General features: G+C 68.0%; 16 protein-coding genes. 2 read left to right on the top strand and 14 right to left on the bottom strand.

Annotation, left to right across the window (positions count from 1 at the left end; genetic code table 11):
• Window positions 1–2: 2 nt before the first annotated feature.
• Window positions 3–1,112, bottom strand: coding sequence for a hypothetical protein (locus F5544_RS14300; protein WP_167473651.1), 1,110 nt, complete (start codon window positions 1,110–1,112; stop codon window positions 3–5).
• A gap of 86 nt (window positions 1,113–1,198) precedes the next feature.
• Window positions 1,199–1,366: a hypothetical protein gene (locus tag F5544_RS14295; RefSeq protein ID WP_167471230.1), complete on the bottom strand. Its 168-nt coding sequence runs from the start codon at window positions 1,364–1,366 to the stop codon at window positions 1,199–1,201.
• Between the two features lie 76 nt (window positions 1,367–1,442).
• Here F5544_RS14295 and F5544_RS14290 point away from each other — a divergent pair, with 76 nt between their 5' ends.
• Both F5544_RS14290 and F5544_RS14285 read left to right on the top strand, forming a co-directional pair.
• Window positions 1,443–2,546: an endonuclease/exonuclease/phosphatase family protein gene (locus tag F5544_RS14290; RefSeq protein ID WP_167473650.1), complete on the top strand. Its 1,104-nt coding sequence runs from the start codon at window positions 1,443–1,445 to the stop codon at window positions 2,544–2,546.
• A 106-nt stretch (window positions 2,547–2,652) separates the two neighbouring features.
• Window positions 2,653–3,456, top strand: a complete 804-nt coding sequence (locus F5544_RS14285; RefSeq protein WP_167473649.1) for an SDR family oxidoreductase — start codon at window positions 2,653–2,655, stop codon at window positions 3,454–3,456.
• Window positions 3,457–3,461: 5 nt separating this feature from the next.
• Here F5544_RS14285 and F5544_RS14280 read toward each other — a convergent pair whose 3' ends face one another.
• From F5544_RS14280 to F5544_RS14225, 12 genes are read right to left on the bottom strand one after another with little or no spacing between them, the layout of a single operon-like run.
• Window positions 3,462–4,238 (bottom strand): SDR family NAD(P)-dependent oxidoreductase, encoded by a 777-nt coding sequence (locus F5544_RS14280; RefSeq protein ID WP_167473648.1) that lies wholly within the window; start codon window positions 4,236–4,238, stop codon window positions 3,462–3,464.
• Window positions 4,235–5,158, bottom strand: a complete 924-nt coding sequence (locus F5544_RS14275) for a diacylglycerol/lipid kinase family protein (protein ID WP_167473647.1) — start codon at window positions 5,156–5,158, stop codon at window positions 4,235–4,237. The genes F5544_RS14280 and F5544_RS14275 overlap by 4 nt, the downstream gene beginning before the upstream one ends.
• Window positions 5,143–5,883, bottom strand: a complete 741-nt coding sequence (locus F5544_RS14270; RefSeq protein WP_167473646.1) for an HAD family hydrolase — start codon at window positions 5,881–5,883, stop codon at window positions 5,143–5,145. Before F5544_RS14270 ends, F5544_RS14275 begins: the two co-directional genes overlap by 16 nt.
• Window positions 5,880–7,262, bottom strand: coding sequence for a nucleotidyltransferase family protein (locus tag F5544_RS14265; RefSeq protein ID WP_167473645.1), 1,383 nt, complete (start codon window positions 7,260–7,262; stop codon window positions 5,880–5,882). Before F5544_RS14265 ends, F5544_RS14270 begins: the two co-directional genes overlap by 4 nt.
• 1 nt (window position 7,263) lies before the next feature.
• Entirely contained in the window at window positions 7,264–8,535 is a 1,272-nt protein-coding gene (locus F5544_RS14260; protein WP_167473644.1) for an aminotransferase class I/II-fold pyridoxal phosphate-dependent enzyme, read from the bottom strand.
• The gene (locus F5544_RS14255; protein WP_167473643.1) at window positions 8,532–11,231 is read right to left on the bottom strand and encodes a PEP/pyruvate-binding domain-containing protein; all 2,700 of its coding nucleotides are present in this window, start codon (window positions 11,229–11,231) and stop codon (window positions 8,532–8,534) included. The genes F5544_RS14260 and F5544_RS14255 overlap by 4 nt, the downstream gene beginning before the upstream one ends.
• Before the next feature lie 7 nt (window positions 11,232–11,238).
• A complete protein-coding gene (locus F5544_RS14250) occupies window positions 11,239–12,606 on the bottom strand; it encodes a cytochrome P450 (RefSeq protein WP_167473642.1) in 1,368 nt (455 codons plus the stop codon).
• The gene (locus tag F5544_RS14245) at window positions 12,603–14,348 is read right to left on the bottom strand and encodes a fatty acyl-AMP ligase (protein WP_167473641.1); all 1,746 of its coding nucleotides are present in this window, start codon (window positions 14,346–14,348) and stop codon (window positions 12,603–12,605) included. Before F5544_RS14245 ends, F5544_RS14250 begins: the two co-directional genes overlap by 4 nt.
• Window positions 14,345–14,575 carry an acyl carrier protein gene (locus F5544_RS14240; protein ID WP_167473640.1) on the bottom strand — a complete coding sequence of 77 codons (231 nt, stop codon included), beginning with the start codon at window positions 14,573–14,575 and terminating at the stop codon, window positions 14,345–14,347. Before F5544_RS14240 ends, F5544_RS14245 begins: the two co-directional genes overlap by 4 nt.
• A complete protein-coding gene (locus tag F5544_RS14235; protein ID WP_167473639.1) occupies window positions 14,572–15,417 on the bottom strand; it encodes a hypothetical protein in 846 nt (281 codons plus the stop codon). Before F5544_RS14235 ends, F5544_RS14240 begins: the two co-directional genes overlap by 4 nt.
• Window positions 15,414–21,242: an aminotransferase class III-fold pyridoxal phosphate-dependent enzyme gene (locus F5544_RS14230; RefSeq protein WP_167473638.1), complete on the bottom strand. Its 5,829-nt coding sequence runs from the start codon at window positions 21,240–21,242 to the stop codon at window positions 15,414–15,416. Before F5544_RS14230 ends, F5544_RS14235 begins: the two co-directional genes overlap by 4 nt.
• A gap of 3 nt (window positions 21,243–21,245) precedes the next feature.
• Entirely contained in the window at window positions 21,246–21,500 is a 255-nt protein-coding gene (locus tag F5544_RS14225; RefSeq protein ID WP_167473637.1) for an acyl carrier protein, read from the bottom strand.
• Between the last annotated feature and the right edge of the window lie 310 nt (window positions 21,501–21,810).

Genomic DNA, 21,810 nt, shown 5'->3' with positions numbered 1-21,810 from the left:
GCTCAGCCGCCGTTCAGCCATTGGCGGTTCAGCTTCAGATGGTTGTCCCACCAGGTCTGCCATTCGGTTGGGCCCGCGCCGATGGGGGGTGGCGGGGATTCGCTGGGGAACAGGCCGACGATGTTCGGGGCGCCGACGGTTGTCGGGGGCTGGGTGGTGGCCGTTGGGGTTTCCGTCGGGCCCGGCGCATCGGTTGCTACGGGTTGTGTTGGTATCGAAGAGATTTCGGGTGCCGGCGCGGCGATTGTCACCGCGGGCGGCGGTGGCGCGGGCGGCGGGTGCGGCAGGCCGGGCGTCGGCAGTGCGACCGGGACGCCCGCGGCGTGCGCCACCGAAGCCCGGCCGGTTTCGACGCGAATGGCGATCAGACCGATCGCGACGGCCAATGCCGCGCAGCCGAAGGCGAGCATCGGGCCGCGTGATCTTGTGCCGGAAATCGGCACCGGCGCACTATGTCTCGGACCGGCGGCGACGAGCGCGGCGCCGCGCGTCACCGCCTCGGGGCGATACCGCACCTCGATCGGGGCCTGTCGCGATCCCAGGCGGCGGACCGCCGACATGGCCGATTCCCCTGCCAGAGAACCACATACGATGGCCGCGTCGAGGCGCAGTTCCGCGGTATCCGTCGAGCGCCACGCGCGAGTGATCGCGTCGGCGACACCCGCGGCCGCGACCGTCGACCGCCACGAACCGGTCGCCACGATGCGGTCCCGATCGGCGCCGACGACAACGAAGGTCACCTGATGTTCGGCGACGTCGAATGCCGCGACCGTGCCGAAATCATCGAGTTCCCGCGCATTCCCGATCGCGGCGAGCAGCGCGGACCGCACCGACACCAGCGAGGCCGAATGCCATGCGCCCGAGGCGAGTTCGGCGACCATGGCGCGCCGCTCCTCGGCGGTCCGGTAGACGACGCCGACATCATCGATCGTGTCCGGCTCATCGATTTCGGCCGCTAGCTGGTCGAGCACGGATCGGGGTCCGATCCTGTCCACACCACCGGGACCGCGCAACTCCATGAATCGGAGGTGTTCCGCCTCGTCGGTCGCGTCCGGAAGGAGCACCGCACGCGCAATCGTTCGTTCCGCGGAAATACCCGCCGTAAATCGCATAGCCAAACCTCTACTCGAACAAGACCACTCGCCAACTGCTTCGACGCACGAGCCGATTTCGATTGGTCCGAACCGAGATTCGTCCATTAGCCGCGATCGTCCGCCGCAACCCGTCCGGTCTCGATGGCCGCTGGCAGCGCCGCGTGATCCGCCTCGGACCGATCCGCGTAGGCGATACCGAATTCACCCATCGCGCGGCGGATTCGGCGCTGCGGCACAAGATGGTTCACGTCGGCGAATGATCTCGGCAGCATTCGATCCACCTGGGCGACACGGCGGTGCTCGACGATCACCCTGTTCCCGGTTTCGCCAGTCGTTAGGAGTCTCCGCATGTCCGACGCCATCAAACGGCGCGATGTCATCCTCGGCATGGGCGCATTGGCGGGTGCTGCCGCCGCCGCGCAATTCGTGCCGCCGATCGCCAGGGCCGTGCCGGGCCGCGAGATCCGGGTGTTGGCCATCAACATCTGGCAGGCCGGTGACAACATCTCCGGCGGTATCGATCTCGTCGCCGATCTGATCGTTTCGCTCGATGCCTCGATCGTCACGCTGACCGAGGCGTTCCGCGGCGCCACCGGACGCATCGCCGACGCGTTGCAACGCAGGGGCCGAACCTATGCGAACGCCCCCTCCGACGACACCGGGGTGCTGTCCATCTTCCCGATCGAATCCGCGGCGCAGCTCGGCTGGATGACGCGGGCGCGGCTGACCATCGATGGGAAACCGTTCTCCGTCTACGCAGCCCACCTCGAATATCGCTGGTACGCAACCTATTTGCCGCGCGGATATGCCCCCGGCAGTTCCGGTGACGAATTCGCGCGGTACGGCTGGAACAAGCTGCCCGGCGGCCCGGTCACCGATCCGGCGGTGGTCCAGCGGGTCAACGATGCCTCGGGCCGTCCCGACACCATCGGGAAATTCCTCGACGACGCGCGGGCCGAAATGGCGGCCGGGCGCACGGTCATCCTCGGCGGCGACTTCAACGAGCCCTCCGCCCTGGACTGGACCCCGGCCACGGCCCAGTTGTTCGACCACAACGGCGTCGTGCTGCCGTGGGGCAGCACCCGCCGACTACAGCAGGCGGGTTTCGCCGACGCCTACCGCTCCCGCTATCCCGACCCGGTGACCCACCCCGGATTCACTTGGCCCGCAAGCAATCCCGAGGCGCCGGTGAATAAACTCACCTGGGCCCCCGAGGCCGACGAGCGGGACCGCATCGATTACATCTTCACCGGTCCCGGTGCGGCGCTGACCTTGACCTCGGCCGGACTGGTCGGCCCGCGCGGCTCGATCGTCCGCAGCACGCGGACCGACGAGAACACCCAGGACAATTTCATCGCCAGCCCGCAACGGTGGGTCACCGACCACAAAGCCGTACTGGCGACCTACCAGCTGACCGACCCGAGCCCGAACACCGGATCCGCGGGCAGCTGAGACCGGCGCGGCTGCGTCGGCGAACCGGAGACCTCACCGCTCCCGCACTGAGCTGGGGCCTGGGATACCGTCACAGGGATCCGTCGACCACAGCTCAGGAGTCACCATGGCCCGTATCGCAGTCGTCACCGGCGCGTCGTCCGGTATCGGGAAGGCGACCGCCACCGCACTGGTGGCGCGCGGCTACCAGGTGATCGGCACCAGCCGCGATCCGGCGACGATCGCCGAGGACGCCCGCATTGCCGGTGTCGACTATCGCGCGCTCGACCTCACCGATACCGCATCGATCGAGCAGTTCACGGCCGGGCTCGGCGTCGTCGATGTGCTGGTCAACAATGCGGGCGAAAGTCAGGCCGGGCCGCTGGCCGAGTTGCCGACCGAGGCGATCGAGCGGCTGTTCCGGCTCAACGTGCTCGGCGCGATCACGCTCGGCCAGGCGGTGCTGCCCGGCATGCGGGAGCGCGGGTTCGGGCGCATCGTCATGGTCGGTTCCATGCTCGCCAGTTTTCCGATGCCCTACCGCTCGTCGTATGTCGCGGCCAAGGCGGCGCTGCGCGGGTTCGCCACCGCCGCCCGCTTCGAGGAATCCCCGTTCGGGGTGTGGTTCACCACCGTGGAACCCGGCCAGATCGCGACGAGCATCCGCGAGCGCCGCACCAAGTACGTGCGCGAAAACTCCCCGCACCGTGCCGATTTCGACCGTTTCATGGATCGCCTCGACAAGAATCAGGCGGACGGCATCGCACCGGAGCGGGTCGCGGCGACCATCGTCACCGCGATCGAGGCTCCCCGCCCGCGGCCGCTCTACGCGGTGGGCAGCAACGCACCGGTGATGTTCGCCGTCCGCAGGCTGCTGCCGCGCACGGTGATGGAGAGCCTCATCGCCCGCGCCCATGGACTGCGGCGGTAGCCGATTCAGACTCCGTAGTAGCGGCGGACGAGGCGGTGGTACAGGCGCGCGGGCAGCAGCCTGCGGCTCCAGAACGAGGAGCGCACATCGGATCCGCACAGGTAGAGCTGCTCCGGAGTGGTAGCCGCCAGGATGCGCTGGACGGTGCGGGCCACCGCTTCGGCGGTTTGGCCCGCCTCCAGATATCCGGTGACGCGTTCGACGACGGCGGTGCGGGCCGGGGTGTACGCATCGATCGGTTCGGATACCCGCACGGCCGAATCGATGATCGGGGTGACGGTCCAGCCCGGGGCGAGCACCGAGGTATGGATGCCGAAGGGCGCCGTCTCCATGCGCACCGCCTCGCCGAGGCGTTCGATGGCGGCCTTGGTGGCCGAGTACCACCCGCCGAAGGGTTCGGCGATGGCGCCCGCGCCGGAGCTGACGAGGACGATCCGGCCGCTGCCCTGTGCGCGCATGATCGGCAGTACCGCGCGCAGCACCCGGTGGGCGCCGAGCACATTGATGTCGAAAATCGTTGCGGCCTCGTCCGGTTCGGTCTCCTCGACCGCACCGACGATGGCGGAGACGGCGAAGGTGACCACCGCGTCGATGCGGCCGAAGGCGTCGTGCGCCGATCGCACCCACGCACGCACGGCCGCGTCATCCCTGACATCGACCGGGTCCAGGCCCGGTCGCTCGACGATATCGCTGCCGACGACGGTGTATCCGAGCCCCGAAAGATGCCGTGCGGTCGCCGCTCCCATACCGTTGGCGGCACCGGTGATCAGCACGACCGTCATGCCGCGCACACCCGCAGCGCACGCGGAAGTACTTGCAGGCGAGCCGATTCCACGATGGTGATCTCCCCGTCGAGTTCCAGCGGCGCCGGGTTCGCCGGACGCAGTTCCACGGCGGTGTCCCGAAGGCAGGTGGCGAGCGGAGATCCGGTGAACCTGCCCCGGTAGAGGCCTGCGATGAGGCCGAGGATCCGCAGCCGGGGGGCGGCCGCCCAGATATTCACGTCGAACATGCCGTCGGCCTTGGTCACGGGGGTGTCGTAGCGCATGCCACCGGCGAAGTGCACGCTCTTGAGCACACCCACATTCGTGACGGGCGCGGTATGCGTCCAGTCGGTGCCGTGCAGTCGCAGCGTCAGCGGGCTGTGCGTCGCGATATTCCACAGCGCGGTGGCGGCGATCGCCACCGAGACGTTGCGCGATTTGAGCCAGCCGATCGCGCCCCTGGCCTGATTGAACGAATGATTGCCCGCCGCAACGAGTCCCATGCTGGCATTGAGCAGGAAATAGCGCACCGTGCGGGTGCCGTCGGGCAGCAGCATGGTGGCCTTGCCGACGTCGATCGGTGCGGCGCGTTCGGCATCGATGCGCACGGGCACGCCGCCGACGTTGGTGCTCATCGGTTTGTGAAAGTCGTTGGAACTGCCCAATCCGATACCGCCGAGCACGATGCGCTCCGAACGCGGCCGATCGGTTTCGGGATCCATGATCGCGTTCAGCACCAGATTCACCATCCCGTCGCCCCCCGCGGCCACGATCGTTCCGGTGGCGAGCCCGCCGCGCACCAGTTCGACGGCGGCCTGTGGGTCCGTTGGCGTTTCGACGACGAGGCCGGGGTGGCGCAGGCGCAGTTCCCGCTCCACCGGTTGCCATTTGGCCAGTGCCGTACCCGCGTTGGACCGCGGATTCAGGACGACGAGCATGACTTCTCCTCGATACCCAGCCACCCGTGCAGCCGGGACCAATCCCCCGTGGTGACCAAACCTGTCGATGAATACTGTTGTGGCACATCACTTTCTGGCACATTGACCAGAAAGACCGGAATGCCGAGCTCGGCCGCGGGCGCATCGTTGGCGGCGTCGTTGCCGATCATCACGCAGTCCCGCGGCCGCGCGCCGAGCCGGTCGAGCAGTTCGCGATAGAACTCGATGCTGGGCTTGGACCGGCGCATGGTGTCCCCGCTGGTGATGAGCTCGAAAGCAGCCGGATCGTAACCGCCCCAGCGCAATCGGGTTTCGACCGTCTCTCGCGGCCACAGCGGGTTGGTAGCGATCACCTGCCCGATGCGCGCCGCGCGCAGCAGTCCGACGGTGTGCACCGCCGCGGGCACCGGTGGAAAACACCACCGCAGCAGCGAGAATCCGTGCACCGCCAAGTCGTGGAATCGCATACCGGCCACGGCGCGGTCGATCCGCAGACGTTCGGCGAGCAACCGCACCATCAGATCGGTGTTCGACTCGGTGGAGTCGTTGGCGCGCACCGGTTTCAGGGCACCGCCGAAGGCCAGCAGGAATCGGTGCGGCGCGACGAGATCACGGAACCACCACGCGGCCACCGCGGGCATCAACATCCGGAAGGTCCGCCGCCGCAATCCGATCAGCGTGCCGTCCAGATCCCACAGCACCGTCCGGAAATTCGGGCCGTTCATTCCTGACTGTCCAGCACCGCTTGCAGTTCGGCGCGATCGAGACCGAGTTCCGCGGCGAATTCGGCTATGCCCTTTGCCTTCTCGGCACCGCCCCGCAGCTCGCCGCCGTAACTGGCCGCGAGGTCGAAGACGGTTTTGGCCAGGGCCGCCGGGAACAGCCATCGGCCGAGATCGCGCTGGAAGACGCGAGTCAGCCGGTAGGGGGCGGCGATTCGCGCGCCCAGCGCGGGCAGCCCGCTCGGTGCGCGCAGCGAGCTCATCTTCGCGGCCTCGTCGCCGGGTACCAGCAGCAGATTCGACCACAGCCTGCCGAAGCACGCGAGCTTCTCGCTCGCCACCGCGGTCATATTGAACTCGGTGTACGCCTTCTCGATTCGCGAGGTGTGGGTGGACCGGCTGCGCAGCAGGGTATGGATATCGGCCGTCTTGCGGGCAGTGTCGTAGCGGGTGAACCGGTCGACGTCCGGTTCGAGCCAGGCGATCAGCTCGGCGAATTCGGGTATGGGGACGAGCCGGTGCGCCAGCGACAGCGCGTGATACATCAGCCGTTCGGTGCCCGCCGCGGCGATCTCGGACCGCAACAGGCCGTAGTCCAGTTCGGCGCCGCGGGCCAGATTCCAGATATCGCCGAGTTCACGAACACCGGTCTTGTAGTAGGGCAGGTGGATGCCGAGGTGGTGCAGGTTGTCCTCGTGCGCCATCGCCCATGCGGGAACACCGTGGAAGTCGATGCGGCGCACCCGATTCCAGATAGCGCGGTAGTCAACGGTGTACGGCGCGAGCGGGGTGATCAGACCCCAGTGCGTGCCGACGACGAGCGCGCCGTCACGGGAAACGAACGAAGGGAGGTGATGTGAGCGCTCGGCGCGAATCTTCGGCGCCTTCCCGAGCAGTTCGGTGGTGGCGAACAGGCCGAGCTCCCGGTAGACGCCGATGAGGGCGTCGACCTGATCCAGTTCGACGAGGATGTCCAGATCGTTCATCCGCTTGTAGCGCGGATCGCGATAGATCTCCGTGGCGAACAGCATGCCCTTGAGCACCACACAGCGGATGCCGCGTTCGTGGCAGCGCGCCAATAGTTCGATGGCCGCGTGCAGTCGCCGGTCGTTGACCTCGGCGATGTGGTCGGTGATCGCCGCGAATTCGGCCGCGACCGGTGGCGGTAGGAGGTCGAGACGATTCTCGCGCTCCAGCCGCCGCCGCACCAGCGGCACCGTGGCGTTCACCTTCGCCAGGGCGAGGAATTCCGGCCAGTCCGCGATGTCGTCGACCAACTCGCGCAACCGCATTCGTTCCAGCTCGCTGGGTCGAGCCAGGGCGGCGTGCACCAGCGCGCGTTCCTCGGGGGTGCCGCCCACCGCGATATTCGTATCGGTCATATCAGGCGGCACCTTCCTGCTCAGGGTGAAATCCGAAGCGGCGAGCCACGATCGAGATCTGCTCCAGCGCGAAATCCAGCTGGGCGAGGGTGAGCGTGGCCATCATCGAGATCCGCAACCGCTGGAGTTCGCGTGGGACGGCGGGGAATTCGACGCCGTTGACGAATACGCCCGCCTCGTGCATGGCCGAAACCACCTCGGCCACCGCCAGCCGCCGGGGCACCAGCAGCGGGATGATCGCGGTCTGCGGATCGACGCTGAACCCCATATCACGCAGTCCATGAACGAAATAGGCGCAATTGTCGTGCAATTGGGCGACGCGTTCCGGGTGGGCATCGATGAAATCGATCGACGCGAGCACCGACGCCACCACCGCGGGCGACAGCGCGGCCGAGAACATATAGGAGCGTGCGAAGAATCGCAGGGTGTCGATGAGATCCCGGGAACCCGCGACGAATCCGCCGGTGGTGGCGAACACCTTCGAGAAGGTGCCCATGGACAGGTCCACCGCGCCCGGGTCCATGCCGAAATGTTCGGCGGTGCCATGGCCTTTCGCACCGAGCACACCGGTGCCGTGCGCGTCGTCGATGGCCAGCCAGGCCCCGAACGAATCGCACAGCGCCCGGATCTCCGGCAGCGGCGCGATATCGCCGTCCATCGAGTACACGCCCTCGACCGCGACGACGATATTCGCACCCGGGTTGCGCCAGCGCACCTGCCGGAGCCGGTGCCGCAGCTGGTCGATATCGCTGTGGCCGAACGCCATCGAGCGCACCCGGCCCAACTGGATGCCGTCGTAGAGGCTGGCGTGGCTCTGCTCGTCGTAGATCAGCACATCGCCTTTCCGGAGCAGACCGGTCACCCAACCGATATTCGCGGCGTAGCCCGAGGAGAAGACGAGCGCGCTTTCGCAGCCCTTCGTCTCGGCCAGCCGTTCCTCCAGACGGCGGTGCAGTGAGGTGGTGCCGTTCAGCAGCGGTGGTCCGCCGCAACCGATTCCGTATTCGCGGGTGGCCTCGATGGCCGCCGCGACGATCTCGGGTTCGCTGGCGAGTCCCAGATAGTTGTTGGAGCCGAGCATGATCAGGTCGCGGACCCCGCCACCGCTCGGATCACGCACCCGCACAACGGGTCCGGCGGGTCCGGCGATCTCGCGCAGTACGAAACCGGTTTCCCGGGCGTTGGTCACATAGGGCCGGAACTCGTCGAAACGCCGCTCGAAGGTGGGCGCGGCGGCGTCCAGATAGTGCTCCAGGCTGAAGTTTTCGCTCATTCGCCCTCCCGGGCTATGCGGGTGACTGTCCCGGCCTTGCCGTCCAGGGCCAGCACGTCGCCGGTGGATATCAGACGGGTGGCGTCCTTGACGCCGACCACGGTGGGAATGCCGAGCTCCCGGCCGATGATCGCGGTGTGCGAGAGAATGCTGCCCTTCTCGCTGACCAGACCGCCCGCGGCCACCATCAGGAACACCCAGCCCGGATCCGTTGTCGCGGCGACCAGGATCTGGCCCGCTATCTCGATATCCGGATCCGGTGTCGCGATGGACAGGGCGGGCGCCTCCACCCGGCCGGGCGCGCAGCCGACGCCCACGAGCACCGTGCCCGACGCGTCGGCCTCGGAAAATTGCGGTACGGGATCGGCGAGGGTGGCTGCGGCGATGCCGGAGGTGACGATGCGCGACGGCGGCGCCACCGCGCGCCAGCGTTCGTGGTCGCGCTTACGGGTGGCGACCGTGCGCGCGGCGTCGGTGTCGACGGCGGCACCGCGGGTGAGCCCGGCGATCTCCTCATAGGTGAGCCAGAAGACATCGCGCGGATCGTCGAGCACACCGGCCCGGTGCAACTGCCGCCCGTATTCCCGGAACACCCGTTTCATCAGGCCGAAGGAGCGGCTGCGGCCCAACCGCATGTTCTCACGCTGTTTGACGTGTTCCCGTGCGCGGCCCAACACGAAACGGAATACGAGTCGTTCCAGCCGCTTGCCGCGAAAGGCTTGGGCCACGGTCTTTTCCGCACTGCGCCGGATCCGCCGCTCGCGCGCCTGCATTTCCTCGATGTTCTGCCCGCCGCGAAGGTAGTTGCGCAGCATCGGAACCAGTCGCTCGGGATGTTCGCCGAGCGGATCGGTCTCGAGTTTCAGCTCATCGACCGTGCGATCGCCGAACAGCGCGATATGCCGCAGGCAGGCCAGGCGGAAGCCGCCGAATTCCGGCTGCGCCAGCGTCTTCCACACCTGATCGGTATCGGCCGGGCTCTCGAACAGTTCGCGCAGCCCGCGGTCGGCTCGGATGGTCGCGGACAGCGCGAGCGCCGAGCGGACCGGGTCGACGCTCTCGACACCCTCCTCCCCGCAGAACAATTCGTTGCGCAGGGTGTCGGCTCCCGGGATGCCCGCACGCTCCAGCAGAATGCCGACGAGGTGGAAGAGCTGCTGTGCGAGGAAGTCGTTGAAGATCTGCACCGAGTACGCGGGCACCAGTTCGGCGAAGCAGCGCTCCAGCCAATCCAGCAGGGCGTGCGGATCCCGTTCGCGGTCCGGGGTTTCCGGCGCGAGGCGGCGCTCGAGGTCGGCGGTGAACCGCGCGAGCTCGGCGGCGAAGAAACGCAATCTGCGCGGCAGGCGCAGCCACCCGGCCCCGACGACCGCGATCACCCGCGCGCGCAGCAGATACGTGCGGATGCGCGCGATGCCGCGTGCCGGGGCGGCCGGACGCCGGTATCGGTTCTCGATATTGAGCGCGGCCTCCCAGCCCTCGATGGCGAATTCCATTCCCGGGATTTGCAGGAACAGCCGATACCAGTTGCTGATGTTGTAGTAGATGCGACCGTGCGCGGTGCCGACGAGGTACGGATACAGCGCCGCGGCATTGCGGTCGACGATCGAGCCGGTCGCGCCGAAATCACGGTGCGAGACCCGGAACACCTGTTCATAGGCCCGCCGCAGCACGGAGAAGGTGAGCGGGCTGGACAGGCCGGGATAGGACTCCGCGACATTGACGTTGTCGAAGATCGTTTCGCGCTGGCCGGTCGCGGTCACCGGACGGGACTGCAACAGATACAGCGTGCCCGCGCCGTCGTAGGCCCACTCGACATCCTGTGGTGCGCCCGCGGATTCGGCGAGCGCGGTGGCGGTGACGGCCAATTCGGCGACCTGCGCGTCGGTCAACGCCGCCTCGGTGACCGGGTCGATCCGCTCGAGCGCGGTGCCCGCGGCCGATGCGACGATCCGGCTCCGCTTCTCGGCGATCACGCGGGAAACGACGGTCCGGGAACGCATGTCGACGAAGTAGGTATCGCACTCGACGAGGCCCGACACAATCCCCTCGCCCAGCCCGAGACCGGCCGAAACCACCGCCTCGGCCGGGTCGCCGGTCTGCGGGTTGCAGCTGAAAACCACGCCGGAGACGCTGGATTCGATCAGCGCCTGGAGTACGACGGCGCAGTCGATGCGCGCGTTGTCCAGCCCGCGGTGGGCTCGATAGAAGAGGGAGCGTTCCGAGTAGGCGGAGGCGAGCACCGCCAGCACCGCGGGCGCCACCGCGTCGGCGGCGACGTTCAGCATGGTGTCGAGTTGGCCCGCGAAGGAGTCGGCGGCCGAATCCTCGCCGCTGACCGAGGATCGCACCGCCAAACGCGCGTCTGCACCGAATGTTCCTACAGCGGTATGTATTTCGTCGGCGATGTCATCGGGCAGGGCGAGTCCGGCGATCAATTCGCGGATGCTGTTCGCCACCGATCGCAGGGACAGCGGGTCGGTGTGGTCCAGGTCGGCTATCGCCCGCGCGATGGCATCCGCCGCCGGCGCCAGGATGCGGGCGCACGCACCCGTGGTGAGCACCACGAACGGCGGTACCCGATAGCCCGCGGCCACCAGCCTGCCGAGCGCGGCCGCCTTCGCGCCCACCTCTGCGATCTCCAGCCCCGCAACGGCTTCCGCCGAAACGACCTGGGTCGTCTTGATATCGGTCACGGCACATTCACCTCGGGCTCGAATCGGGCCGATCACGCCGGGTCAGCCGGACCAGCACGGGATCGGGGAAGTTGGAGATCTGCGGGTTCGCACGCACCCGCAGCCCGTTGACGAGTTCGATGTCATAGCGCGCCAACAGCATTGCGATGCCGATGCGTATCTCGGTCAGCGCCATGTGTTGACCGACGCACAGGTGCGCGCCCCAGCCGAACGGGAAATAGCGGAACGGCGGACGGGCCTTCACCCGATCCCTCGTGAACCGCTCCGGATCGAATGTCAGTGGCGAATCCCAGAATTCGGGCCAGCGATGGTTCACGAACGGGCTGATCACCACGATGGCGCCCGGTTCGAGATCGAAGCGGTCGAAGCGGTCGGGCACCAGTGCGGTGCGGCTGAACGCCCAGGCGGGCGGGTGCAGGCGCATGGCCTCGTCGATGGCGCGGCCGGTCCGTTCCAGCGCGGGCAGCGCCGGTTCGATATCGGTGGAAGTACCCGGTATGGCGTCGATCTCGTCCCGTACCCGGTCCAGAATCGCCGGATTGCGGCCCAGCTCGTATATGGTCCAGGCCAGTGCGCCGCCGGTTGTTTCGTGCCCCGCCAACAGGAAGGTCAGCACCTCGTGGCGCAGCTGCGCGTCGTCCATGGCGTGCCCGGCGTCGTCGCGCGCTGCGGACAACCGGTCGAGCAGTGAACGGGCCGCCGCGTCCGCGTCGTCGCGCCGCCCCGCGATGATCTCGTCCACCACCCGGTGCAGACGCGAAACCACCTGCCGGAAACGCAGATTCGCCGGTGTCGGGATGCGCGGCGAGAGCGGCGCCGCCATATGCCGCATCACCCATGACGTGCCCTGCCGCACATCGTCCTCGATCTGCGGCAGCACACCGTCGATATCCGTGCCGAGCACCGCGCGGCATACGACGTCGGCGGCGAAACCCATCAGTTCCGGCACCAGGTCGAAGGATTCGGCGCGGTCGGCGCGCGCGTCGAGCCGGTCGAGCATGCGCCGCGCGCACCGCACCATCAGCGGTATCTCGTTGTCGACGACGCGGCGCGCGAACACCGGTTTGATCAAGGCGCGCTGGCGTTTCCAGAGTTCGCCGCCGCTGGTGAGCAGACCGGGGCCGAGCAGATGGTTGAGACTGCGGTAGCTGACGCCCTTTTCGTACTTGTGCGCGTTGGTGACCAGCACCTGGTTGATGTGGTCGGGTTCGACGAGCAGGTGCACCCGCTGATGCGCCAGCCGCAGCCGCACGCTGCCGCCGTGCGCCACCGCCTGCTCGTAGAACAGGGTGAGCGGGTCGGCGCGGTAATCGCGGTACGCGCCGAGCGGATTCCGGCTCACCGGACCGGCCAGCGGGCGCGCGGATACGCTCATAACGCGGCGCCCCCGGTGCCGACCAGATCGCCCTGCCCCGGATTACGGTCCGCGCGGGAATCCTCGGGCAGCAGGAGCCTGCCCGCCTCCGAACGCTGGATCTTGCCGCTGGTGGTTTTCGGGATGGCGCGCGGCGCGACGAGGTGAATACCCGCGGGCAGAATACCGGTGCGTTTACTCACCGCGACCCGCACGGCGCGCCGCAGGGCATCGTGTTCTGTTGCGGGAACCGCGGATTCGACAATCAGATGCAGTTCCTCGGACAACCCGTCGGCACCGATGCGGCCCACCGCCGCGACACCGCCGGGACGCACGCCATCGACGCTCTGGGCCGCGACCTCGAAATCGGTCGGGGCATAATTCGCGCCGCGGATGATGATCAGATCCTTGTGCCGACCGGTGACGCGCAGACATCCGTCGCGCAGGTAGCCGAGATCCCCGGTATCCCACCAGCCCTCGTGCCGCGCCGCGGCGGTGGCCTCGGGCATGCCGAAATAGCCGATGGTGGTGGACGGTCCGCGGAACTGCACCCGGCCCACCATGCTCTCCTCCCGCACGGCGCCGGTCTCGTCGACGATGCGTACCTCGGTGCCCTCCACCGGCGCACCACAGTCGACGATCTGCGTGGCATCCGGATCGTCGGCCGAAACGTCTACGGCCACACCGCTTTCGGCGAGCGTGCGGCGCGAGACCGTATCGAAGTCGATCGGTGCGCGCGGCCACGACACCGTCACGGCCAGGGCCGCCTCGGCCATGCCGTAGCAGGGCACGACCGCGTCGCGCGGCAACCCCCACGCCGCGAATCGATCGACGAAGGCCTGGACGGTGGGTGGATGTATCGGCTCGGCGCCGCAGAACAGGAACCGCCAGCTCGACAGATCGACACCGGCCAGCTCCGCGTCCGAAATACGCGCCGCCGCATATCCGTACGCGAAATTCGGTGCGGCGGTGACGGATCCGCGGTAGCGGGTGACCGCCCGCAGCCACTCGGCCGGGTTGCGCAGGAACCGGCTCGGCGGCATCACCACCGCGTCGCCGCCGCGGAACAGCGGGGTGAGGAATCCGCCGATCAGGCCCATATCGTGGTGCAGGGGCAGCCAGCCGACCCAGGTGTCGTCGAGTTCCAGTGCGGCGGCACGGCTTATCTGCTCGCAGTTGGCGGCCAATGCCGAATGGGTGATCCGCACGCCCTTCGGCGTTCCGGTCGATCCGGAGGTCGCCTGGATGAACGCCACGTCGTCGCCCGCGGGCAGGCGCGGCTCGAGCATCGGTCCCGTCGGGGTGGTGACGAGGTCGTGCAGGTGTGCGCCGTCGATCATCGTCGTTCCTGGTCGCACCGCCGCCGATACCAGCGAGCTCGCCACGATCGCTGTGGGCTCCAAATACCTTGTGAGACGGTCGAATTTGTCACGGAACAGCTCCATCGAGCCGAAGCCGCCCGGGGTGGCGACGGCGGTCGGAATCGCGCCGAGCAGCAGCGAACCGAAAAAGGCCGTCACGAATTCCGGTGCGGTGGGCAGACATAGCAGCACCCGGTCCCCCGCCGCGACGCCTGCCTCGGACAGGGCGTGAGCGGCGCGGCACGCGGCAACGGCTACCGTGTCGTGCCGCAGTTCGGTCGCCTCGCCGAGCGCGGCCTCGGACCGTTCCGGAACGAAGACGGTTCGCGGCGCGTCCGCACCGCGCGTGGCGTTCGCCAGCAGCGCGTGCACGATACTCGGATGGCGCGGGAGCAGGGTCATGCCGCCGCCTCCACGTACCGCACGATCGCGCCGACGGTGGTCAGCCGGGCCGCGACATCCTCGGGGATGCTGATGCCGAAGGTCCGTTCCAGCTGAATCGTCAGCTCGATCGAGGTGGGCGAATCAAGGCCGTAATCGGTGAGCGATCCGTCCGGATCGAAATCCCCTGCCGCCACCCACAACACGTCGGCGACGACGGAGCGCACCCGGCGCTCGATTTCCGTCACAACAACTTTCCTTCCGTAACACAGGCGAGCACCGATTCCGCCAGCTCGACGCCGTCGCCGGTGTCGATGCGGTGGAAACCGACCTCGGGAAAGGCGCGGGCGAGCGTATGCCGCACGCGCACATAGCCTTCGCGCAACGCGCCGAGCCGTTCCGCCGTCTCGTGCGCCTCCACCGGCCCGTCGGCCGACCGTGCGGCACAGCGCGCCGCCGCCTGCTCCGGCGGGGTGTCCAGCCACAACACCGCGTCCGGCAGCGTGGTGCGGAACCGATCGGCGAAACCCGCGATGCTCTCGGGCACGGGGCGATCGACCAGATCGGCGATCTCACCGAGCACCGACCGGATATCCGGGGCCGCGCCGAGCCGAACGGCCTCGGCCCGATGCCAGGCCAGAATGTCGTCGAAGGTGCCCGGGGCGTATCGCTCGAGCACCTCGGCGATCTCGTCGAGCCGGGTCCGCTCCTGCCAGCCGGGGCGGGCGAGCGCGGTGTAGAGCGGGCCGTACACCAGCAGCTCGATCAACGGATGACGTTCGAACACAAGCACATCCGGTTCGAAGGTGGTGACGAAGTGGCGTTCCACCGGGCCGAACAGCGTCATCTGCAGATACATCGCGATGGCCTTCAGCTCGACGCTGCCGACCTCGTCGCAGCCGACGCTGAACGCCTTCAACTGCCGGGACAGCTCCGCGAGCGGGACATCGCGGGTGTTGTGGAAGTCCGGACACGTCATCGACGCGAAGACGGTCGGCGCCGCCGCGCCGGGCGCGAGCGCACGCAGCCGGGCCAGCACCGAGGATTTACCCGAGCCGTCGATACCGACGATGGCGATGCGCCGGGTCACCGGTCCGCCTCCAGTTGTCCCACAATGGATTCGGTGAGTTCGGCCGGGGTCGATGTGCCGTCCAGCCGCACCCAGCCCAGTTCATCGGCCAGTTCCTCCAGCGCATGATGGCTGCGCCGCTGGAATTCCAGGAAGGCGGCCTCGTCGCCGTATCCGCTCTCGTAGTCGCTGCGTAACTGCTTGCGACCCAGCGCATCCTGCGGACTCACCGTGAGATAGAAGGTGCGGTCGGGCTCCGGGAAGCCCGCCGCGAGCCTGCGCAGCACGGCCGGGTCGCCGCCGTGCGCGACCTCGGTCGCGAAGTACTTGTACCAGTAGGCATTCGCCAGCAGGATGTCCGCGTCGCGGGCCGCGGCCAGATCGAACGACAGTTGCATGGCGTGGAACAGGAAGTGCGCGCGGCTCAGCGGGGTGAGCAGTTTCAGATAGTCGTATACCTCGTCCGGATTCCGCCACGGCAATCCGGCGGAGATCGCCGGATCCAGGAAGGCATCCCAAATAGTCACCGCCGCAACGGTTTTACCCTGCGCCTCGAATTCGGCGGCAATCCGGGCCACCTGGGTCGTCTTACCCGAGCCGTCACCGCCCGCGATGCAGATCAGGCGCTTGCGCGTCGATTCCATCGAGCGGCGCAACGATGGGGATACGGTGTTGCTCGCTTTCTGTTTCGGTGAATCCGTTGCGGCAGTGACGCTTTCGGCGGGCACACGATCCGGCACCGGCCGGAAGAGCCCGCTCCCGTCGGCGGTATCGAGGATGGTCACCACCCCAGTGCCGCCGTCCACCCGGATCCGCTGCCCGGAGCGCACCGCGGCCGTGGCCCCCGCGACATTGAGTACGGCGGGGATGCCGTACTCCCGCCCGATGACCGCGGCGTGCGACAGCATGCCGCCGACCTCGGTGACCACGGCATCGACCAGTCCGAGCGCCGGCGTCCAGCCCGGATCGGTGAACCGGGTGACGAGGATATCGCCGGTGCGCAGCTGATCGATATCGGCGAGTGCGGTGATCACCCTGGCGGTGCCCTCGGCGATGCCGGGACTACAGCCGAGCCCGGTGAGCTCACCCGCTCCGGCGGTGCGCGGCGCGTCGACGGTGACGCCGCGACCGAGTTCATGTGGCGGCGTGAGATCCCGGTATCCGGCGTAAAGCGCACGGCGATAATTGATTTCGGGTGTCAGCGCGGCGGCGTCGACCCGCCCGGCCGCCAGGTCGGTCAGTTCGTGTATCGACAGCATGAAGACGTCATCGGCGTTGGCGATCGCTTTCGCGGCGGCCAGCCGGATCCCGGCCTCGACGACATACGCGCGCACGATGGCGTAGCACTGCTGCGAGAACTCCCGCATCCGTTCGCGCGCGATGAGATAGCGGCGCATCCGGTCCACCTGCCGATCGAGCGCGTTCGCGAACTTCAGCCGCGTCATCGGTTTGGCCCGCACCCTGGCGCGCACCGCCGCCAGCTCGTCCTCGTAACGCTTGCGCTGATCGATCAGCGTCGCATCGGGATCGGCCGGGCCCGCGCCGTGTTCGAGCATCGCCGCGATCATCGAGCGCACCCGCTCGGGCGCCTCGGACCAGCGCGGGCAGGTGAGATCGAGTTCGGCGTCGGCGTGAAAGCCCTGTGCGGCAAGGAAATCCGTCAGCGCCCGATCCCATTCGCGACCGTCGAAACCGAATTCCCCGGCCACCCGGTAGAGCTCGACGATTCCGCGCTGCAGATTCATATGGCTGATCTCGGCCAGACCTCCCATCAGCGTGACGGCCGAGGTTTCCCCGCCGGTGGCGGCGTCGATCTTGTCGAGCAGCTGCTTGAAATCGCTTTGCACGCTGGAGTTGTGGTAGATCGTGGTGAAGTAGGCGCGTTCGGTGCCCGCGTGAAAGGTCAGCAGGCAATCGGCCAGATCGGCGACGAAACTTGCCTCGTCGGTGCGGGACAGCTCGCGCACCCGCTCGCGCCAGGCCAGGTGTTTCGCGGGCCACGCCGCGGCGAAGGCGTCCACCTCGGTGAGCTGGTCGCGGTAGCTGCGCTGCACCGCGAGTGCCACCGGCAGCGCGCGGGCGATCGTCCTCGGCGAGTTCGGTGTGCGTTCGGGCCCGGCGGGGCCGTACTCGTTGAGCACGCCGAGGTCGTCGTCGAAATGCCGTTCGTCGTATCCGGGAATGCGGCGAAAGCAGTTCTTCACCGCGCTCACATTCCAGTAGGCGCGCCCGTAATACATGGCGAGCCAATCCGGTTCGTCCCCGGAGTCGATCAGCTGCAATCGTTCGAAGAATCGCTGCATCGAGTGCTGGAATGCGTTGTCGTACAACGAGAACATCATCGGCGTGCACACTCGCGCGGAGATTCCGCCGTCGCGCAGGTCGGCGTCGGAGAATTGGTCGATATCGGTGCGCCAGCCGATGGCGGTGATCGCGCGGGCTTGCAGCAGCCACAGTTTGCCGGTGTCGTCGACGGCCCATTCGATGTCCTGTGGCCGGTGCCGGTGCGCCTGGACCGCCAGCATGAGCGCCGCCAGCCCGGCGCGTGCCGAGGCGTCGAGTTCGACGTCCTCGCCGCCGGATTCGCGCTCCACCACGCCGCCGTCGCGCAGCCGCAGCGTGTAGCGGGTCGGCGCGACATGCCCGGAGACGAGTCGTTCGCCGAGCCCGCGGCAGCATTCGACCACCGCGTGCTCCTCGATACCGGTCAGCGGATCGATACTGAATCCGACACCGGCGTACTCGGCCGCGACCATGCGCTGGATCAACACCGCCACAACGGCTTTCGCTTCCGCGAAGCCGCCACGGGACAGGTAGGCGCGTACGCGATCGTTGCGCGCGGACCCTCTGCACTGTTCGATCCGGGTCCGCAGGGTGGCGATGTCGGGGATGTTCAGATACGACTCGTACTGGCCCGCGAAGCTGGCGTCGTCGAGATCCTCCAGCACACCGCTGGACCTGGCCGCGACGGGGAAGCCGCCGATATCGCGCACCCAGCGTTCGAGTTGCTCGTCGGTGATATCCGCCGGATCGACCTCGGCGGTGAGCACGAAGCCGGGCGGCACGTCGAATCCGGCCGCGCACAGCGCATGCAGGGCGGCCGCTTTGCCACCGGCGCGATTGTCGTCGAAATCGGCCGCTCCCAAGAACATCGGGACGTAAGACATGGTGGGTTCTCCTTTCGGGAGACGGACCGGGCGCAGCTCGTGCCGGTCTGCCAGCTCGCGCGCGGCGAGCACGCCGGACACCGAAAGACCGCCGTAGGAGGGGCTGGCCGTCTGCGGTTCGAAGCCGAGCAGAATGGTCTCGGCCATACACGCGTAGACCACCCCGGCGGGCAGCCCGGTCTCGGGGAACGAAGGTGTCTGGCCCAGCGGCAGCGCCATCCGGCCGCCGGAAACCAGGGTGACGTTGTCGCGCTCGGCCACCGCCGGGTCCACATCACCTGGGACGGCGAGATCGCAGATCAGCACCGAATGGTCGGCGGCGAGCCGATCGGCGGTGATCAGCGGCGCCGGGGAATTGGTCGCGGTCACCACGACGCGGCAGTCACGCAGCGCGGCGATATCCTCGCTGATCTCGATGGTCCCCGGCAGTGCCGCCGCGACCCGCCGCAACCGCGACGCCGAGCCGGGACGACCGATCAACGTCACCGAATCGGCAAGCGGGGCAACGAGTTCGGCCATCGCCGCGCCGATATTCCCGATCGCGCCGAGTATGCCGACGCGGCGCTGTCCCGGGGCCAGCCGGGCGAGTTCGTCGCGCACCACCTCATACGCGCAGGCGGCCGTGAGCGAATTGCCGGAGGTCACCTTGACGGTGTCGGCGACAACGTCGCGGGCGGCGTTGGTGACGATCGAGGTGTAACCGCCGAGCCCGATCACCGTCGCGCCCGCCGCGATCGCCTGATCCACCGCGTCGAGCACCAGCTCGCGCAGCCAGGCGCCGTGCCCGCCGCGCTGGATTTCGATGATCTGCTCGGCGGTGACCGGTACGGCGATCAAGCAGATCTCGACCTCGGCTCCGGTCGGGGATGTCACTGTCCGCCTTGATAATTCGAACGGTTCGGCGACACCGCGCAGGCGCTCGAGCAGCGCCGCGAACTCGCCGTCGGACCAGGCGGCCAGTTCCGGGGCGATGCGGCGCAGATCCGCCGCCTCGGGCAAATTGGCCAGAAACGCGACACGGGTGGGCGCATTCGGGTCCCGCGCGGGCTCACGCATCTGCCGGACCTTCGGTTTCCATTGCGGTGCGGTGGGATTCGTGGACGGATAGCCGGCGACGTGGGCCAGCAGCCGCGCGTAGTCTCCGCGGTCGAGCAATGCCCCGAGGTCGTCGAGGGCGGCTTCGACCCGGTCCAGATCGGTGTCGGCGATGAAGGCCGATGGTTGCAGCCGCAGTGTGGTCGGCGCCGACAAGGTCGGCAGCATCCGGATCCGATGGGTGTGCAACAGATATCCGGCCACCACATAGCCGAGCATCTCCGGGTCGAGGATTTCGCGCAGCAGCGCCGAATCCGGCCGCACCTCCCGCAGTTCGATGCCCTGCAGCAACCCCCGTCCGCGCACGGCGGCGATGGCCCCCGGCCACCGCCGCGCCACCGCGTCGAGTCGGCCGCGCAGCCGCGCACCCGCATCGGTTACGCGAATGCTGTTGGCCTGCAACATATCCAGAGCAGCATCGGCCACCGTACTGGACAGTTCGTCGTCGGCGAAGGTCGAGGTGTGGTAACGCCCGAAATCGGCCACCGAGCGCCCGGATTCGACCAGCAGCGCCGAGATCTTCACCAGCCCGCCGCCGAGCGATTTCGACAGCAGGTAATAATCGGCGCGCACCCCCGACGGCGTGGACGCCAGAAATGTTCCGGTGCGGCCCATTCCGGACTGGATCTCGTCGAACACCAGCGCCGCGCCGCGCCGATCGGCCAATTCACGCAGGGCCACCAGGGTTTCGGCGGGCACCTCGTGCACGCCGCCCTCGCCCTGGATCGGTTCGGCGAATATCGCCGCGATCGGCGATATCTGGATCCGGGCACAGGTCGGCCTGCCCGCACCGTCGAACAGAATGCGTTCCACCACAGCCGCTTCGGCGTCGAACGCGGCGACGACCCGGTCCGGATCCCAGGTCTCGAGCCGTCGCCGCTCGGGTCCGGGGACCACCAGATCGGCCGGTGTGTCGGCCTGTTCGGTGAGCGCGAAGGCGCCCGTGGTCTTCCCATGGAACGCACCGGACAGCGAAACGAAAACCGGTCCGCGGCCGCGTATTTCATCGATCGTCCGCAGCGATTCGGCGAGTATGCCCGCCACCGTGCGCGAATCGCCCGCGGGCCGGATGTCGTGTGACTCGTCGCGGCGGGCCCGCCGCAGGGTACGGCGCAGCTCGTTCTCCAGTTCGGTCAGCGCGCGGGCGTGCGCGACCGCCGCGTGTCGAATGGCGGCCTCCACCGCATCCGCGCCGGTGCAGCCGAAGGTCACCGTGTACTCGCGCCCGGTGCTCGCGCCGACCAGCTCCGACAACCGGCGCGCCAACCGGGCCGCGCCGGGGCGCACGCTGCCCTGGGATACGAAGGGGGCCAAGCGATTCAGTTGAGCGGTCGCGGTACGCACCAGCGCGGGGTGGTTGTGCCCGAACAGCGCGGCGCCGAATCCGCCGACCAGGTCGAGCACCTGGGTGCCGTCGGCACGGATCAGATGGTCGCCCGCCGCGCCGGTGTACACCACGTCGAGGCGGCAGGCCCGCAGCAGCCGGGCCAGCCCCGGCCGGTTGTGCCGGGCGAAATCGTCGAACAGCTCGCGTTCCATCGACTCGGGCGAGGGCTCGCCCGAGTCGGGATTCAATGGCAACACGGCTCAGGCACCGACCCCTGTGTGTCCCATTTTCGTTGTCACACAGTCGATTACGTCACGCGCGGTGTACAGTTCCGCCGCCTCCGCATCGGTGATCTCGACGCCGAACGCACGCTCCAACTCGATCACCAGTTCGGCCGAACGCACCGAGTCCAGTCCATAGTCCAGCAACGGGATATCGACGTCTATCTCGGTGACGTGCAGCCCGCGCCGGAACATTTCGCTTACTCGTTCCCCCACGACAAAAGCTGCGGTCACATGTCCTCCAGAATCTAGCTATCGAGACCGTCGCGTCTCTCGATTTGTGCAGCCGCACAAGCGTCGACCGGATCCGCTTGGCTCCACGCCATCAGTACTCCTGCTTCGGAGGCAACGCAATCCGCCGACCCGCCGGGCAAGACCGGTCGGTTCCAGGGCGAACCGATGGCTATTCCAAGTCCGAACTACCCACGAAACACCTTGTTACACAACGTAACACGTAGTTGCCGCCGACACGCGACGATCATCTCCGAATTACTGATACATCAACAATCTCCACAGGCGCAGCCGCCTCGCCGAGAATCCGCAG

Source organism: Nocardia arthritidis, from assembly GCF_011801145.1.
Classification (GTDB): domain Bacteria; phylum Actinomycetota; class Actinomycetes; order Mycobacteriales; family Mycobacteriaceae; genus Nocardia; species Nocardia arthritidis_A.
Note: the sequence above shows the minus strand (reverse complement) of the source record. Positions and strands in the feature narration are given on the sequence as shown.